Genomic DNA, 1,594 nt, shown 5'->3' with positions numbered 1-1,594 from the left:
AGTCCCGCCGCGCCGCCGACACGCCGGGCGCGGCGGAGCCATCGGATGTAGGGGAAGGGCCGGTAGCGGGCTGGGGGGCGCTGGCTTCGCTCACACAATCGAATCTAGCGCCGGGGGGTGACAAAACCCGGTGCCGATATCCTGACCAGGAGGAGGTGCTGCATGGGCACGGGGCACGGGCATGGGCAAGGGGTTTCGGCCGGTTCGGACCGGCGGTACCTGTTGGGGGCGCTCGGGCTGATCCTGGCGTTCATGTCGGGCGAGGTCGTCGTCGGTCTGGTCGCGGGTTCGCTGGCGCTGCTGAGCGACGCCGCGCACATGCTGACCGACGCGTTCGCGATCGTCCTGGCGCTGCTGGCGATGCGGATCGCGGCACGCCCGCCGGCCGGCGGCTTCACCTACGGACTGAAACGCGCGGAGATCCTGTCCGCCCAGCTCAACGGGCTGACGCTGCTGCTGCTCGCCGTCTACTTCATCTACGAGGGCATCCGGCGGCTGGTCGAGCCGGGCGAGGTCGAGGGCGGCCTGGTGCTGGTCACGGCGATGGTCGGGATCGTGGTGAACCTCGCGGCCACCTGGCTGATCAGCCGCGCCGACCGCAGCAGCCTCAATGTCGAGGGCGCCTACCAGCACATCCTGAACGACGCCGTCGCGTTCATCGCGACCGCGATCTCCGGCGCGGTCGTCCTGCTCACCGGCTGGGCCCGCGCGGACGCCGTGGCGTCGCTGTTCGTCGCCGCGCTGATGATCAAGGCGGGTTACGCCCTCATCCGGGATGCGGGACGCGTCCTGATGGAGGCCGCCCCCGCCGGCATGGACCCGTCCGAGATCGGCAAGATGATGGCCGACCGCCCGTGCGTCGTCGAAGTCCATGACCTGCACGTCTGGGAGATCACGTCGGGTTCGCCCGCTCTGTCGGCGCATGTCCTGGTCGAGCCCGCGGGGGACTGCCACTCGGTCCGCCGCGACCTGCAGACCCTGCTGCACGACCGCTACGAGATCACCCACACCACGCTCGAGGTCGACCACGCCACCGAGGACGACCTGCACTGCGGCGAGTCCCACGGCCCGCGCCACGTCCCCGTCGCCACCCAGATCCACGACCACGGCGACGGGACGGGCTGTCACTGACGTCGCAGCGCCCCCAGCAGCAGCGCGACGACCAGCACCGGCACCGCCGTCTGGACGGCCACCGTCCCGGCGGCGGGCGTCACCTGCTGGAGGAACCCGACCCACACCCCGGCCCTGACCAGCCTGGTCGCGATGACGGTCCACACGCCCGACCGGTAGCCGCGCCAGGCCGCGACCACCCCGAACAGCGTGATGACGGCCATCGAGGCGTAGACCAGCGACAGCACCAGCACCCACTGGGCCGGCCTGCTGACCGCGGGCTGCGCCGCCGTGACGCCCAGCGCCGCCAGATCCAGCCCCGCCGCCGACAAGGCCACACCCAGCCCGCAGGTGAGGAGCACACCGCGTCGCACCTCGTGGACGGGCAGGGCCGGATCGGTGGCCCGCGCCCGCAGGTCGGGAGGGCTGTGGACGACGGGCGCAGTGCCATCGCGCGGCGCGGGCACCCTGACGCGGCCGTCCA

2 protein-coding genes are annotated in these 1,594 nt (G+C 72.1%); one reads left to right on the top strand and one right to left on the bottom strand.

Going from position 1 to position 1,594, the window contains the following annotated elements; all coding sequences use genetic code 11:
• Window positions 1–162: 162 nt before the first annotated feature.
• Window positions 163–1,131: a cation diffusion facilitator family transporter gene (locus ACYVE7_RS33740; protein ID WP_460370597.1), complete on the top strand. Its 969-nt coding sequence runs from the start codon at window positions 163–165 to the stop codon at window positions 1,129–1,131.
• Here ACYVE7_RS33740 and ACYVE7_RS33735 read toward each other — a convergent pair.
• The coding region (locus tag ACYVE7_RS33735; RefSeq protein WP_460370595.1) for a hypothetical protein at window positions 1,125–1,594 on the bottom strand (470 nt) is incomplete at its 5' end. The two genes, ACYVE7_RS33740 and ACYVE7_RS33735, sit on opposite strands and share 7 nt — an antisense overlap.

It is taken from the genome of Actinocorallia lasiicapitis (assembly GCF_054778695.1).
Note: the sequence above shows the minus strand (reverse complement) of the source record. Positions and strands in the feature narration are given on the sequence as shown.